This window comes from Microbacterium sp. OR21, assembly GCF_047306785.1.
Taxonomy (GTDB): Bacteria; Actinomycetota; Actinomycetes; order Actinomycetales; family Microbacteriaceae; genus Microbacterium; species Microbacterium esteraromaticum_E.
Genome location: NZ_JAZEXJ010000002.1, coordinates 804,685 through 818,015 on the forward strand (window position 1 = coordinate 804,685; position 13,331 = coordinate 818,015).

Genomic DNA, 13,331 nt, shown 5'->3' on the forward strand with positions numbered 1-13,331 from the left:
GCACGGCGCACGCCGTCAGGTCACCAGGGGCTGGGCCGGTAGTCCTTCAGGAACACGCCCTGCAGGTCGACGCCCGCCTCGCCCTGCACGATCGGGTCGTACACGCGCGCCGCGCCGTCGACGAGGTCGAGCGGGGCGTGGAAGCCCTCTTCCGCCAGGCGCACCTTCGTGAAGTGCGGGCGCTCGTCGGTGATCCACCCGGTGTCGACGGCGGTCATCAGGATGCCGTCGGTCTCGAGCATCTCGCCGGCGCTGGTGCGGGTCAGCATGTTCAGCGCGGCCTTGGCCATGTTGGTGTGCGGATGCCCCGGGCCCTTGTACCTGCGCGAGAACTGCCCCTCCATGGCCGAGACGTTGACGATGTACTTGCGGCGGGCGGGCGACGCCGCCATCGACGCCCGAAGCCTGCTGATCAGCAGGAAGGGAGCCATGGTGTTGCACAGCTGCACCTCGAGCATCTCGAGCGGGTCGACCTGATCCACCGACTGCACCCAGCTGTTCACCCGGTTCACGTCGGGCACCAGCCCGCCCGCGTCGATCGCCGTGCCGTCGGCGTGCTTGACCAGCGACGACGATCCGGGCGCCATCGCCAGACGCGCGAGATCCTCGGCCGTGAGCGCCTGCCCGCCCTGCTCGGCGACCGTGCCGCCGAGGGCCGCGACCGACAGCAGCGGGTGCGCGTCGACGGAGGCCTGCAGCGCCTGCGGGTGCGGGTCGGCGGTGTGCCCGAACGTCTCCATCTCGGGCAGCGGTCCGTCGGGCAGGGGCTGCAGCTCGGCATCCGCGAGCAGCGAGTACGCGCCCGGCGAGCGGCGCACGGTCTGAGCGGCGTTGTTGATGAGGATGTCGAGCGGACCTTGAGCTGCGACCGAGTCAGCGAGCCCGATCACCTGGGCGGGGTCGCGCAAATCGATGCCGACGACGCGCAGGCGGTGCAGCCAGTCGGCGGCATCCGGCAGCGACGAGAACCGCCGCACCGCGTCACGAGGGAAGCGGGTCGTGATGGTCAGGTGAGCGCCGTCGCGCAGCAGGCGCAGCGCGATGTGCATGCCGATCTTCGCCCGTCCCCCGGTGAGCAGCGCGCGCTTGCCGGTCAGGTCGGTGCGGGCGTTGCGCTTGCCGTGGCTGAAGCGGGCGCACTCGGGGCAGAGCTGGTGGTAGAACGCGTCGACGAGCGTGTACGGCTGCTTGCAGATGTAACAGTTGCGGGGTTTGAGCAGCTCACCGGCGATGGGCGCGTCGACGACGCTTGATGCCAGGTCGAGCCCGCGCGTCTCGTCGTCGATGCGGTCGGGGGCGCCGGTCGCGGTGCGCGCGACGACGGCCTTGTCGGCCTCGGCGATGGCATCCCGGATCTCCTTGCGACGCGCGCGCTTGACGGCCTTGAACATGTTGGCGGTGGCGCGGCGCACGGCGAGGTAGTCCGGATGCTGCTGATCGACCTCATCGAGCGAGGCGAGCACCCGCAGGGTGGTGGCGAGGTCGTCGGGGTCGATGCCGGAGGCGGGCAGCGAGGGGGCATCGGTCATTGGGCCGATTCTACGCGGCCCACCTGTGACCCCCTGGGCGTTGTCGGCGCCCCGGCGTAGGGTCGGCACATGAGCACCTTCGATGCTGCGCACCCGTCCGTTCACCAGGGCATCGTGCCGGGCTATCTGCTGGCCCAGCTGGCGCGGTCCGAGCGGTACCCGCACGCCGCCGCGGCGGCGCGGCAGACGCTCATCGCGGGCCGGCCGGCGTTCCACGCCGCGCTCGAGCTGTCGATCGACGAGAACGGCGATCTGGTGGCCGAGGTCACGTCGGCTCCCACGCGCACGATCTTCGACGCGCAGAACACCGAGACCCTGCCGGGCGTGATCGTGCGCGCCGAAGACGACGAGCCGGTGGCCGACGTCGCGGTGAACGAGGCGTTCGACGGGCTCGGCGCGACGTTCCGGCTGCTGCTCGAGGCGTTCGAACGCGACTCGCTCGACGGCGCGGGGGCGCCGCTGAACGCGACGGTGCACTACGGCGAGGACTACGACAACGCGTTCTGGGACGGCTCGCGCATGGTGTTCGGCGACGGCGACGGCGAGGTGTTCGTCGGCTTCACGCGCTCGGTGTCGGTCATCGGGCACGAGCTGGGTCACGGGGTGATCCAGAGCACGGCGGGGCTGGTGTACCGCGACCAGTCGGGCGCGCTCAACGAGTCGATCGCCGACGTGCTCGGCGCCCTCACCGAGCAGCATCTGCTCGGACAGACGGCCGACCAGGCGTCCTGGCTGATCGGCGCGGGCATCTTCACGGATGCTGTGCAGGGGCGTGCCCTGCGCTCGATGGTCGAGCCGGGCACCGCCTACGACGACGATGAGCTCGGCAGAGACCCGCAGCCCGCGCACATGGACGACTACGTGCAGACCGTGGAGGACAACGGCGGCGTGCACATCAACTCCGGCATCCCGAACCGGGCGTTCGCACTGGCCGCGCGGGCGATCGGCGGCAACGCGTGGCAGGGCGCGGGGCTCGCCTGGTACCGCGCGCTCACCTCAGGTCTGTCGTCGACTGCCGGCTTCACAGAGTTCGCCGAGAAGACGATCACCGCTGCGGCCGAGATCGGGTCTACCGTGGAGTCAGCGGTCCGCGACGCGTGGACCGCGGTCGGAGTCATCGATGGTGCACGAGATCGAGAACGCCGCTGACGGTGCGGCAGCAGACGGTGCGCAGGATCGCATCGTCGTCGCGGTCGTGCGCACCGGCGGCATCGCCGGGCTCCGCCGCCGCTGGCGGGCAGAGCCCGCCCCGGAGCAGGTTCCGACGTGGATGGAGCTCGTCGACCGCTGTCCGTGGCAGGAACGTCTGGATCCGGATGCCCGCGGCGCCGACCGCTACGTGTGGAGCATCCATGCGCGCGTGCGCGATGAGCAGCGCGAGCAGGTCGTTCCCGACACCCGCCTCGAGGGCGCGTGGCGGGAGCTCGTCGACGCGGTGCGCGACGCCGACGCCGAGACCGACGCCGACGACGACAAGCCCTGAGATCCACCGACAGGCGCCGACACCACGATGGAGTGGCCATGACCCAGAAGATTGTTCCCAACCTCTGGTTCGCCGGCGACGCGGGCGAGGCCGGCGAGTTCTACAGCCGGGCGCTGCCGCGCACGACCGCTCAGGTCGCGATGCGCTACCCCGACGAGCTGCCCGACTTCCAGAAGGGGCTGGAGGGCGAGCCGGTGGTCGTCGAGCTCGATGTGGCCGGGTTCCGCATCACGATGATCAACTCCGACGACACGTTCCACCCGACACCGTCGATCTCGTTCATGCTGAACTTCGACCCGAAGCTGTTCGACGGCGACGCCGATGCCGCGCGTGCCGCACTCGATGAGACCTGGGCCGCGCTGTCTGACGGCGGGCAGGCTCTCATGCCGCTCGGCGAGTACCCGTTCAGCCCGCACTACGGCTGGGTGCAGGACAGGTACGGCGTCAGCTGGCAGCTCATGCTCACCGATCCGACCGGCGCGCCTCGGCCCTTTGTGATCACGCAGATCATGTTCTCGGGCGACGCGCAGGACAAGGCCCGCGAGGCCGTCGACTTCTATCTGTCGCTGTTCGACGACGCGGCTGTGGGCATGGTCGTGGAGTACCCCGAGGCGTCCGGCACCGCCGCGGCGGGCAGCGTGATGATCGGCGAGTTCCGCATCGGCGACCAGTGGTTCTCGTTCATGGACTCGAACGTGCGACACGAGTTCGGGTTCACGCCCGGCGTCTCGCTCGAGATCCGCTGCGCGGATCAAGCCGAGATCGATCACTTCTGGAATGCCCTGTCGGCCGTGCCGGAGGCCGAGCAGTGCGGCTGGCTGGTCGACCGGTACGGAGTGAGCTGGCAGGTGGTGCCCGAGAGCATCGGCGAGCTGCTGGCGAAGCCGGGCGCGTACCAGCGGATGCTCGAGATGAAGAAGCTGGTGATCGCCGACTTCTGAATCGGCCGAAGTCGGGCCCCCGTTCGGCCCTTGCGGACGCGCGGCGGACGAGAATGAGGACATGGGACTGTTCACACAGAAGCCGCAGGAGCCCAGCGCGTGGGCCGCACTGCCCGGTGAGCCGCTCGACGAGACGAGTCCGACCGAGCGGCTCGACGAGGCGCCGTCGCTCGATCTGATGGATGTAGGCCTCAGCGCGCAGTACTCCACGATCGTGTTCCCGGTGAAGGCGCCGGCGCCAGAAGCGACCGACGTCGCCGACGCGGGCGAGTAGTCCCCCGACCGTCAGCGCCGGCGCGCCCGACGTGACGCGAAGAACAGCACCGCCCCGCCGGCCAGCAGCGAGACCACCGCGGCGATCCGCATCGGCAGCAGGTCGTCGGTGTACCGCGAGGTGAACGACACCAGCGCGAGGAAGAACCCGGCCGCGAGAAGCACGGCCGCTCCCAGCCAGGCGAGCAGAGGCATCCGCCGCTCGGAGCCCTGCGTGCGAGCCGAGTCTGCGGCGGGCCGGTGGAACATGCGCGCGACGACGATCACGACCAGCGCGATCACGACCACGATGATCACGGTCTTCAGCGCGAATCCGGTCACTCCTCGAGGGTACCCACTGCAGGCGGTGTCTCACCGACGCCCTACGGTTGAAGGATGACGATCACCGCCGCCGCCGACGGCTCCGCCCTCGGCAATCCGGGCCCGAACGGCTGGGCCTGGTACATCGACGACGACCGCTGGGCCGCGGGCGGCTCACCCCACGGCACGAACAACCAGGGCGAGCTGCAGGCGGTGCTCGAGCTGCTGCGCGCGACCGCCGGCGTCGACGAGAAGCTCGTCATCGAATGCGACTCGCGCTACGTCATCGACTCGGTGACGAAGTGGATGCCGGGGTGGAAGCGCCGCGGCTGGCGCAAGGCCGACGGCGCGCCGGTGCTCAACCGCGACCTGCTCGAGGGCATCGACGAGGCGATGCGCGGCCGTGACGTCGAGTTCTCGTGGGTGAAGGGGCATGCCGGGCATCCGCTGAACGAAGCCGCCGACGAGCGAGCGAACGCTGCGGCGAAGGCCTACCAGCAGAAGCAGGAGCCGCGGCGGGGCCCCGGCTTCGCCTCCGCCGCCGATGCCGGTGCCGCTCTCGCCGGGGCGATGGCCGTGTCGGCCTCCAGCTCGGCGGGCGCGACTCCCGACACCGCGCCGCTGTGGGCCGAGCCCGCCGATCTTCTCGACGGGCTCGACGAGTCCGCGGCATCCGCCCCGCTCGAGCTCACCGTCTCGCTGACCGCCGCCGAGCACGCCCGGCTGCGCGACCGCGCCGACGCGCAGGGCATCTCGCTCGAAGACGCGCTGCGTCGACTGATCTGAGACCGCTCAGAGGATGTCAGACTGACGCCATGTGGATCGGCTGGATCGAACTCGACATCCTGCTCGGCGATGTCCACTCGCTCAAGCAGAAGCGCAGTGTGATCCGGCCGATCATCGCCGACCTCAGCCATCGCACCGAGGCCGCTGCCGCGGAGGTGGGCGCGCAGGACCTGCACCGTCGCGCGCTGATCGGGGTCTCGGTCGTCGCGACGCACGCCTCGCACGTGCGCGACGTGCTCGATCAGGCCGAGCGGATGCTGGTCGAGCAGCATCCCGAGGTGACGCTGCTCTCCGCCCGGCGCGGCCTGCATTCCAGCACCGACGAATGACGCGCCGGCCCGCGCCGATGCGTACACTCGCGGGATGGCGACCACTCCGCAGACGATCACCCGTACCGCTCTCGGCGGGATCCTGCTGTTCACTGGCATCGCGCATCTGAGCTTCGCCCGGCGCGGGTTCCAGGTCGCGGTCCCCGACTGGGTGCCCGGCGACCCGGATACGACGGTGGTGGCATCCGGAGCGGTCGAGATCGCGCTCGGATCGGCGATGCTGCTCAGCCGCCGCCGGCGGCGCCTGGCCGGCCGTCTCGTCGCCGCGTTCCTCGTCGCCGTCCTCCCCGGCAACGTGACCCAGTGGACGCACCACCGCAGCGCCCCCGGGCTCGACACCGAGATGAAGCGGTTCGGGCGGCTGTTCCTGCAGCCCGTGCTCGTGATGCTCGCGCTGTGGTCGACGCGCGACTGACCGTCAGCTCTCGAGCGCGACCCGAGTGCGCGGCAGCGCTTCCGGATGCTCCTGCTGCAGCCAGGTCATCATCTGCTCGCGCACCGCGCAGCGCAACGTCCACAGATCGTCCGAGTCCTTGGCCGAGACCGTGAAGCGCACGGTGACGAAGCCGCCCTGCGAGTCGGTGACGACCACGCCGCTGCTGCGGCGATCCCAGGCATCCGATCCGGCGACGATCTCGTCGAACCGCGCGCGCACGGCATCCATCGGCACCCGCCAGTCGAGGTCGAGGTAGACGGTGCCGAGGATCGCGTCCGAGCGACGCGTCCAGGTCTCGATGACGTTGGTCGTGAAGTAGCTGCACGGGATGATCAGGCGCCGCTCGTCCCAGACGTAGACGACGACGTACGAGAGGTTGATCTCGCCGATCCGGCCGAACTCCCCGTTGATCACGACGACGTCGCCGACCCGGATCGAGTCGGTGAACGCGATCTGGATGCCGGCGATGAGGTTGCCGAAGATCGACTGGGCTGCGAGGCCCGCGATCACCGAGACGATGCCGGCCGAGGCGAGCACGCTCGTGCCGACCACCCGCAGGGCGGGGAACGAGAACAGCGCCATGCCGACGGCCACGACGGCGATCAGCACGACCGTGAGCCGCTGGATGATGAGGATCTGCGTGCGGCGGCGGCGCAGGTCGGCGCCCGAGAACGTCACCTTCTCGCGGGTGAGCAGGCCCTCGAACGCGAACGAGGCGACCGTGGCGAGCAGCCAGGCACCTGCGAGGATCGTGCCGATCAGCAGCAGGTGCGAGACTCCTGGCCACCACTCCTCGCGCGCCGGCTGGCTGACCGCTCCGGCGATCCAGAGCGCGACGATGAGGCACACCACCGCCCACGGGCGTCGGGCTCTGCGATCGAGGTCGCGCACCCAAGCAGCCTTGCGGCTGAGCAGCGAGGTGATCGTGTGCAGGGCGAGCACGGCGGCCATCGCCGCGGCCAGGGCGATGACGACGGCGACGGCGGTTCCGGTCCACGAGGTCCAATCGAGCATCCCTCCACCGTAGGTGGCGGGGGCGGGCGTTCCTGAGTGCGCGGTGATTCCGGCGCATCCGTGCCGCCCGCCGCCGCGCCCGCGTACGATCGGGACATGGCCGGCACCGCACGCACTCTCGCCCGTATCGCCCTCGGCGGCTTCCTCGCCTTCGCCGGGGTCAGTCACCTCACCGTCGCGCGCCGGGAGTTCCGCGCGCAGGTGCCCGACTGGGTGCCCGTCGACCCCGACACCACGGTCGTGGCATCCGGCGTCGTCGAGGTGGGTCTCGGCACCGCGCTGCTGTTCGCGTGGCGGCAGCGCCGGCTGGTCGGGGTGCTGACGGCGCTGTTCTTCATCGCGATCTTCCCGGGCAACGTGTCGCAGTGGACGCACCACCGCGACGGGTTCGGGCTCGACACCGACATGAAGCGCTTCGCGCGGCTGTTCTTCCAGCCGGTGCTCGTCTGGCTCGCGCTGTGGAGCACCCGCCGCGGCTGATCGAGCCCGATCCGGTCAGACGGCGAGCACGGCCGATTCGAGCCGCCGGTACGAGGCCTCCATGCCATCGGCCATGCCGGTGGCGAGGATCATGTCGCGGGTCTCCTTGTCGGGGTACTCGATGAGCACCGTGACGAGCGTCGCGCCGTCCTCCTCATAGAGATTCAGGTCGTTCAGCGTCTCGGGGCCGTCGGTGCCCTGCATCCGCTCGGTCGTGACCGCGCGACGTGGGGCGTCGACGAGCAGCGTCTCGCCCTCGAACCCGAACGGCTCGCCCTCGGTGTCGCCGATGGGCGCCCACGAGTTGCGGTAGGTCTCGCCGGGCTCATTGCCGACGACGCACTCGGTCATCTCCCACCCGTCGGGTCCGAGCATCCACTGCCTGATGAGCTCGGGCTCGGTGTGCGCGCGCCAGACCAGCTCGCGCGGGCCCTCGACGAGCCTGGTGATGCGCACGTGGGTGTCGTCGAGCAGCTCGACGCGCGTGCCCTTGCCCTGGGCATAGTCGCGCAGATCCTGCAGCACGGCATCCAGCTGCGACATCGCCATACGGGTGCCCTCGACGGCGCCCATCGCGACGACCTGCTCGAGCGCCTCGAGCGAGACGAAGTGGCTGGTGTTGCGCATCCGGGTGCCCGTGGGGGTGGACTCGAAGGTGAACTCCATGCGCATCGCGGGCAGGTCGTCGTTCGGGGTTCCCTGCTCGTCGCTGAAGCCGTCGAGCACCTCGAAGCGGTGCGGCTTCTCGATGGCGAGGAACTCCCAGTAGCCCGATGCCTTCTCGCCGCGCGGGCCGTGCATCGTGTAGGTGGCGCGGCCGCCGACCTCGTGGTTCCACGAGGTGAAGGTCGCCGGCCATCCGGGAGGGCCCCAGAAACGACCGAGCTGCTCGGGGTCGCTGTAGACGCCCCAGACGCGCTCGATCGGAGCGGCGAGATCGGCGATGACGGTCATCGTCAGGTTCTCGTGATCGGTGATGATGTCGGTGACAGGCATTTCAGACTCCTTCGTTGGATTCGTCCGAGCCGGCCGAGGCGGTCGGCTTCTCGGCCAGCAGGTCATCGAGCCGGGCGATGCGTGCCCGCCACAGCTCTTCGTATCGGGCGAGAAGCGCCCGCGCACAGGCGATCATCTCGGGGTTCGCGCGGACGAGCCGCTCGCGTCCCTCAGCGCGCTTGACGATGAGGCCGGCCTCTTCGAGGACGGCGACATGCTTCTGCACCGCCGCAAACGACATCTCGTAGTCGCTCGCGAGCGTGGAGACGGAATGCTCGCGCTCGATCGTCCGCCGCAGGATGTCACGCCGGGTCGAGATCGCGAGTGCATGGAACACACGGTCGATCTCCGCTTCGCTGAGTTCAGTTCGTACAACCATTTGGTTGTACGATAATTCCAGCGGATGCCCGTGTCAAGAACTTCTTCCCCCCTGGCTCCGACCCCCGCGCGTCGAGTGCACGGCACCTCGCCGAGTGCACGACCTGTCGACGCAAACACGCGGTGCACTCGGCGACATGTGGTGCTCTCGACGCAGGAGGGGGGCGCGAGACTGCGGGATTCTCAGCCCGCCGATAGGGGTGCTGGATACTCTTCGAACGCCCACCCGTGCCCTACAGAAAGAACACCCGTGAGCACTTCGCGCACCTCCCCCGACCAGGAGGGTCGATCTTCCGACCCCCTCGCTGAGAGAGGGGGTGATCCGGGATGCTGGCTGCCGCGCTGACACTGCTCGTCGGCATCCTCCTGACGCTGGCGATCATCGCCGCCTGCGGCTTCTTCGTCGCACAGGAGTTCGCGTACATGTCGGTCGACCGCTCGCGCATGGCGGCGAGGGCCGAGAAGGGCGACGCCCAGGCAAAGCGCGTGCTGGCGATCACGAAGCGCACGTCGTTCATGCTCTCGGGCGCCCAGCTCGGCATCACCGTCACGGGTCTGCTGATCGGCTACGTCGCCGAACCGCTGATCGGCGAATCGATCGGCACGCTGCTCGGCGGAGCGGGCATCCCCCCGGCCGTCTCGATCACGATCGGCACCATCGGCGCTCTGCTGCTGGCCACGATCGTGACGATGATCTTCGGCGAGCTCTACCCCAAGAACCTCGCCATCGCGAACTCCGAACCGCTGGCCCGCGCCCTCGCGGTGCCCACGCGCATCTACCTGATGCTGTTCGGATGGCTGATCACCGTGTTCGACATGACCGCCAACGCCCTGCTGCGCCTGGCCCGGATCGAGCCGCTCGAAGACGTCGACGCGAGCGCAACCGCGCGCGATCTCGAGGCGATCATCGATGAGTCGCGCAGCAGCGGCGACCTGCCCGACGATCTGTCGATGATCATCGACCGCATCCTCGATTTCCCTCAGCGCGACGTCGAGCACGCGATGATCCCGCGATCCCAGACCGACGCCGTCTCGCCGCAGACCACCGTCGGCGCGGTGCGCGCGCTGATGGCGACCGGGCACACCCGCTACCCCGTGGTCGACGACCAGGGTGCGCCGATCGGGGTGGTCGAGCTGATCGATGTGCTGCGCGGTGGTCACCGCGACGACACCCCGGTCACCGAGATGATGCGCGAGGCGGTCGTGCTGCCCGCCACGATGCCGCTTCCCGCGGCGCTGCAGCGGATGCGGCAGACGCGCAACGAGCTGGCGTGCGTCGTCGACGAGTACGGCAACTTCGACGGGGTCCTCACCATCGAAGACCTCACCGAGGAGGTCATCGGCGAGATCTCCGACGAACACGACATTCCCACGCAGGGCGTCGTGCACCTGGGCGAACAGCACTGGACCCTGCCCGGAGACGTGCACCTCGACGAGGTCGAGCGCCTCATCGGCCACGACCTCACGCGCGACGACGACGAGACGATCGCGGGCCTGGTGATCCGGGTGCACGGCGACCTGCCGCCCGTGGGCACCACGCTGCGCATCGACATCCCCGAGAAGGCGGCCGAGACGATCCAGGGCATCCGCATCGAGCGCTGGCTGGATGTCGAGGTGACGGAGGTGGCCCGACTCGTGCCGTCGCGCTTGAGTGTGCGCCTGCATGAGCTCGATCTCGACGAACACGACGGCTCGAACGAGGAGGTGGCGTCATGAGCTGGTGGATGGTGACGATCATCACCGCAGCCCTGATCCTCGCGAGCGCGTTCTTCGTGATCGTCGAGTTCGCCCTGCTGGCCGCCAGGCGGCATCGCCTGGAGGAGGAGGCCGACCGCAGCGCCTCGGCACGCGCGGCTCTGCGCGGAGTGAACGAGCTCACGGTCATGCTCGCCTTCGCTCAGCTCGGCATCACGGCCTGCACCTTCGCCCTCGGGGCGATCACGAAGCCCGCGATCGACTACGCGCTGGCGCCGGTCTTCGAGCAGTGGGGCCTGTCATACGTGCTCGCCGACGTCGTCGCGTTCGTGATCGCGCTGATCGCGGTCACCTTCCTGCACCTCGTCATCGGCGAGATGGCGCCGAAGTCGTGGGCGATCGCGCACCCCGAGACGGCGGCGAAGGCCACGGGCCTCGCGGCCCGCGCGCTCACCTGGCCGCTGCGCCCGTTCCTGCTGTGGATCAACCACATGGCGAACCGGCTCGTGAAGGCCTCGGGTGTCGAGCCGGTCGAGAAAGCCGCGGCGGGCGGTCAGGATGCCGATACGATCCGCGAGCTCGTGGCGCACTCGCGTGCCGCCGGCACGCTCGAAGAGGTGTACTCCGCGCCGATCGCCAACGTGATCGACCTCAGCACCCTGACCGTCGGCGACATCGTGCGCACCGACCGCGTGCCGACCTCGGTCGCCGCGACGGCCACCGTCGCCGACCTGCAGGCCGTGGCCGCGCAGTCGAGCCACCTGCGGATCCTGGTGGGCGAGGGCCCGACGTCGCGCGTGGCGCATGTGCGCGACACGCTCTCCACGCCGCCGCACACCCCCGCGTCGGCGATCGCGCGGGAGGCGTTCGTGCTCGCGCCGTCGGCGTCGGCGTACGACGCGCTGACCCGGATGCGCCGGGCGCGCGTGCAGCTCGCGACCGTCGTCGACGACGACCGCCTGCTCGGCGTCGTCACCCTCGACGACCTGCTGCGGGAGGTCCTCCCCGCCTGACCATCCGCCGGCGCTACCGCTTCCCGAACAGGGCGTGCAGCAGCGGCAGCACCGACACGCACATCAGCGCGACGCCCCAGCCCGAGGCGGGCTCGAGCAGCAGCACGCCGCCGATCAGCATCCCGCCGAACAGCACGGCCGACACCGCGCGGTACGCGACCCGGATGATGCGGTCGAGCCGCAGCTCGAGGCTCGAGATGTCGAACGTCAGCGAGCCCGAGTCGAGGCGGTCGAGCACGCCGTCGACACGGGCGGGCAGCCGCCACATCGACGACATGTTCGACATCGCCTGCGCGCCGAGGTCCTGCATGAGGTTGCCGCTCTCGTCGCGCAGCAGCTTGGTGGCGTACGGCTCGACGGGCTCCCAGATGTTGAAGGCCGGGTCGAGTGCGCTGCACATGCCCGAGGTGAGCGACACGGCGCGCAGAAGCAGCAGCAGCTTCTCGGGGAACTGCACGGGCAGCGACCGCACGGTCTCGCCGAACTCCATGCCGAACTTCTGCAGCTCGCGCGGGTCGACGTCGCGCAGCTCGTTGAAGCCCATCCCGCCGAACCGCGCGAACAGCATGCTGAGGGCGCGCTCGAGCTCGGCGGTGTTCGTCGACGGCAGCAGCACGCCGATCTGCTGCGCGGCGGCGATCATCCCCCGGCTGTCGCGGCCGGCCACGGCGATCACCAGGGTGCGCAGGCCGGCGCGGATGCCGTCGGGCACCTCCGCCATCATCCCGAAGTCGATGAACGTCAACCGCCACGAGGCGTCGGCCAGCGGGGTGACGAAGATGTTGCCGGGGTGCGGGTCGGCGTGCACGAACGAGTGCGTGAAGACCTGGTCGAGCATCACCTGCGCGAACACCTGCGCGACCTCGGCGGGGTCGATCCCGGTCGCGCGCAGGGCGGCGGTGTCGCTGATCTTGATCGCGGTGACGTCTTCGAGCGTGAGCACGCGGCGGGTGGACCGCTCCCAGACCACTGCGGGGGCGCCGACCCGGGCATCCGCAGCGAAGTCCTCGGCGAAGCGCTCGGCGCTCGCCGCCTCGTGCAGGTAGTCGATCTCCTCCTGGCAGGTCTGGGCGAACTCCTCGACGAGCGCAGGCGCGTCGACGCGGGATGCCACGATGCGCACCCGCTGCGCCCAGCGCGCCACCCGGCGCAGGGCCGCGAGGTCGACCGCGACGATCCGGTCGATGCCGGGGCGCTGCACCTTCACGATCACCCGGTCGAGTCCGGTGTCGGCCGCGTCGATCGCCGAGAGGGTGGCGCGGTGCGCCTGGCCGAGGGATGCCGCTGCCACCGGCACCGGATCGAATGTCGCGAACGCGTGCGCCAGGGGCATCCCGAGCTCCGCCTCAGCGGCCGCGCGGATGTCGTCGAACGTCTCGGCGGGCACCTCGTCCTGCAGGTCGGCGAGCTCGGCGGTGATCTCGGGCGGCAGCACGTCGAGGCGCGACGACATGAACTGGCCGACCTTGATCATCAGTCCGCCGAGGTCGACGGCGAGCGCGCGGAAGCGACGGGCGAGCCGCAGCATCCGCCCCTCTCGCGTCCGGTCGGCGACGTGGGCCAGCCCGATTCGGGGCAGCACCAGCTCGAACCACCAGATCTGCACGAACGCACGCGCCGCGAAGCGCAGGATGCGCCGATAGCGAGCCCGGTGCTGGGGAGTCTGCTGCAAGCCCGT

General features: G+C 70.0%; 16 protein-coding genes. 10 read left to right on the forward strand and 6 right to left on the reverse strand.

From position 1 onward, the window contains the following. Window positions 1–20: 20 nt before the first annotated feature. Window positions 21–1,529 (reverse strand): SDR family NAD(P)-dependent oxidoreductase, encoded by a 1,509-nt coding sequence (locus V2S04_RS08330; RefSeq protein WP_413638048.1) that lies wholly within the window; start codon window positions 1,527–1,529, stop codon window positions 21–23. A gap of 69 nt (window positions 1,530–1,598) precedes the next feature. Between V2S04_RS08330 and V2S04_RS08335 the strand changes: the two genes are divergently transcribed. The 4 genes from V2S04_RS08335 (at window position 1,599) to V2S04_RS08350 (ending at window position 4,227) form a co-directional block, all read left to right on the forward strand. Continuing rightward, window positions 1,599–2,678: a M4 family metallopeptidase gene (locus tag V2S04_RS08335; protein WP_413638049.1), complete on the forward strand. Its 1,080-nt coding sequence runs from the start codon at window positions 1,599–1,601 to the stop codon at window positions 2,676–2,678. Continuing rightward, entirely contained in the window at window positions 2,650–3,012 is a 363-nt protein-coding gene (locus tag V2S04_RS08340) for a protealysin inhibitor emfourin (protein WP_413638051.1), read from the forward strand. Before V2S04_RS08335 ends, V2S04_RS08340 begins: the two co-directional genes overlap by 29 nt. Window positions 3,013–3,050: 38 nt before the next feature. Continuing rightward, window positions 3,051–3,953, forward strand: a complete 903-nt coding sequence (locus V2S04_RS08345) for a VOC family protein (protein ID WP_413638052.1) — start codon at window positions 3,051–3,053, stop codon at window positions 3,951–3,953. 61 nt (window positions 3,954–4,014) lie between these two features. Next, the gene (locus V2S04_RS08350; protein ID WP_413638054.1) at window positions 4,015–4,227 is read left to right on the forward strand and encodes a hypothetical protein; all 213 of its coding nucleotides are present in this window, start codon (window positions 4,015–4,017) and stop codon (window positions 4,225–4,227) included. 11 nt (window positions 4,228–4,238) lie between these two features. Here the strand turns inward: V2S04_RS08350 and V2S04_RS08355 are convergent, their stop codons facing one another. Next, window positions 4,239–4,547 carry a hypothetical protein gene (locus V2S04_RS08355; RefSeq protein WP_413638056.1) on the reverse strand — a complete coding sequence of 103 codons (309 nt, stop codon included), beginning with the start codon at window positions 4,545–4,547 and terminating at the stop codon, window positions 4,239–4,241. 54 nt (window positions 4,548–4,601) lie between these two features. Between V2S04_RS08355 and V2S04_RS08360 the strand changes: the two genes are divergently transcribed. Genes V2S04_RS08360 through V2S04_RS08370 form a run of 3 tightly spaced genes read left to right on the forward strand, consistent with a single transcriptional unit; the run spans window position 4,602 to window position 6,056 of the window. After that, complete coding sequence (locus tag V2S04_RS08360; RefSeq protein ID WP_413638058.1) at window positions 4,602–5,312, forward strand: ribonuclease H family protein; 711 nt, start codon at window positions 4,602–4,604, stop codon at window positions 5,310–5,312. A gap of 29 nt (window positions 5,313–5,341) precedes the next feature. Continuing rightward, window positions 5,342–5,641 (forward strand): DUF503 domain-containing protein, encoded by a 300-nt coding sequence (locus V2S04_RS08365; protein ID WP_413638060.1) that lies wholly within the window; start codon window positions 5,342–5,344, stop codon window positions 5,639–5,641. 34 nt (window positions 5,642–5,675) lie between these two features. Further along, complete coding sequence (locus V2S04_RS08370; protein ID WP_413638062.1) at window positions 5,676–6,056, forward strand: hypothetical protein; 381 nt, start codon at window positions 5,676–5,678, stop codon at window positions 6,054–6,056. A gap of 3 nt (window positions 6,057–6,059) precedes the next feature. Here the strand turns inward: V2S04_RS08370 and V2S04_RS08375 are convergent, their stop codons facing one another. After that, window positions 6,060–7,091 (reverse strand): mechanosensitive ion channel family protein, encoded by a 1,032-nt coding sequence (locus V2S04_RS08375; RefSeq protein WP_413638064.1) that lies wholly within the window; start codon window positions 7,089–7,091, stop codon window positions 6,060–6,062. Between the two features lie 96 nt (window positions 7,092–7,187). Here V2S04_RS08375 and V2S04_RS08380 point away from each other — a divergent pair, with 96 nt between their 5' ends. Continuing rightward, on the forward strand, window positions 7,188–7,571 hold the full coding sequence (locus V2S04_RS08380; protein ID WP_099197047.1) for a DoxX family membrane protein: 384 nt from the start codon (window positions 7,188–7,190) through the stop codon (window positions 7,569–7,571). Window positions 7,572–7,586: 15 nt separating this feature from the next. On the opposite strand, the gene V2S04_RS08385 is transcribed toward V2S04_RS08380, so the two are convergent. Then, window positions 7,587–8,567, reverse strand: coding sequence for an SRPBCC family protein (locus V2S04_RS08385; RefSeq protein ID WP_413638067.1), 981 nt, complete (start codon window positions 8,565–8,567; stop codon window positions 7,587–7,589). Window position 8,568: 1 nt separating this feature from the next. After that, window positions 8,569–8,946, reverse strand: coding sequence for an ArsR/SmtB family transcription factor (locus V2S04_RS08390; protein WP_413638069.1), 378 nt, complete (start codon window positions 8,944–8,946; stop codon window positions 8,569–8,571). Window positions 8,947–9,272: 326 nt separating this feature from the next. Between V2S04_RS08390 and V2S04_RS08395 the strand changes: the two genes are divergently transcribed. Both V2S04_RS08395 and V2S04_RS08400 read left to right on the forward strand, forming a co-directional pair. Further along, window positions 9,273–10,661: a hemolysin family protein gene (locus tag V2S04_RS08395; protein ID WP_413638071.1), complete on the forward strand. Its 1,389-nt coding sequence runs from the start codon at window positions 9,273–9,275 to the stop codon at window positions 10,659–10,661. After that, a complete protein-coding gene (locus tag V2S04_RS08400) occupies window positions 10,658–11,653 on the forward strand; it encodes a CNNM domain-containing protein (RefSeq protein ID WP_340088328.1) in 996 nt (331 codons plus the stop codon). The genes V2S04_RS08395 and V2S04_RS08400 overlap by 4 nt, the downstream gene beginning before the upstream one ends. 13 nt (window positions 11,654–11,666) lie before the next feature. On the opposite strand, the gene V2S04_RS08405 is transcribed toward V2S04_RS08400, so the two are convergent. Then, window positions 11,667–13,325: an ABC1 kinase family protein gene (locus V2S04_RS08405; protein WP_413638073.1), complete on the reverse strand. Its 1,659-nt coding sequence runs from the start codon at window positions 13,323–13,325 to the stop codon at window positions 11,667–11,669. Window positions 13,326–13,331: the final 6 nt, after the last annotated feature.